The organism is Lentzea roselyniae (genome assembly GCF_039537795.1).
Lineage (GTDB): Bacteria > Actinomycetota > Actinomycetes > Mycobacteriales > Pseudonocardiaceae > Lentzea > Lentzea atacamensis.
The window spans coordinates 1-896 of sequence record NZ_BAABBE010000130.1; the positions used below are offsets into that span (position 1 = coordinate 1).

Here is an 896-nt window from a genome sequence, read left to right on the forward strand (position 1 = left end):
AGACCACATCTCATTTGGGGTTGTCGTGGGTGAGCAGGTCCAGCTTGATGGCTCGGCGGTAGCAGATCACCGCGCAGGCCAGCTGGGCGAATGCCGTGAAGTGGGCGGCCTTGCGTTCGTAGCGGCGTGCCAGCCGGCGGAACCGGGAAACCCACTCCAGGGTCCGTTCGATGACGTACCGGTGGCGCCCCAGCCGCTTGGGCGACTCGATACCCCGTCGGGCGATCCGGGCGATGATGCCCCGACGGCGCAACAACTTACGGCAGGCCGGGTAGTCGTAGCCCTTGTCCGCGTGTAGCTTGCGCGGCCGGCGGCGAGGCCTGCCGACAGGCCCCTTGACCGGGGCCACGGCATCGACGACGGCCTCCAGCTCCAGGTGGTCGTTGCGGTTGGCCGCCGAGACACCCACGGTCAGCGGCAGGCCGTTACGGTCGCTCAGCGCGTGGATCTTGCTGCCGGGCTTGCCCCGGTCGACCGGGCTGGGCCCGGTCAGATCCCCCCTTTGACCGCCCGGACGTGCATGCCGTCCACCGACGCACGTGACCAGTCGATCGCCCCGGCCGAGCCGAGCAGATCCAGCATCATCTGATGCAGCCGGGCGAAGACGTCCGCCTCGACCCACTCGGTGAACCGGCGATGCGCGGTCGGGCAGCTGACCCCGAACGACGCCGGTAGTGCCGACCAGGCGCATCCGGTCTGCAGCACGTACAGGATGGCCGCCAGCACGACGCGATCGTCCAGGCGCCGCCTGCCTCCACACTGGTGGCGTTGCGGCGCATCGGGCAGCAACGGCTGCGCCAGCAGCCACAACGGCTCCGGGCACCACTTCTCCACATCGTTCATCGCTGATCAACGATATAGCCTACCTTGCAACACACCCAAACGAGATGCGGTCT

At 68.2% G+C, this 896-nt stretch carries 1 protein-coding gene; it reads right to left on the bottom strand.

Features of this window, described 5'->3' with window-relative positions; all coding sequences use genetic code 11:
* Positions 1–10: 10 nt before the first annotated feature.
* Positions 11–843 (bottom strand): IS5 family transposase gene (locus tag ABFX45_RS46180; protein ID WP_346137426.1). Its coding sequence is split into 2 segments (ribosomal slippage): positions 11–495 and positions 495–843, totalling 834 coding nucleotides; the frame shifts between segments, so codons are not numbered across the junction.
* Positions 844–896 lie beyond the last annotated feature (53 nt).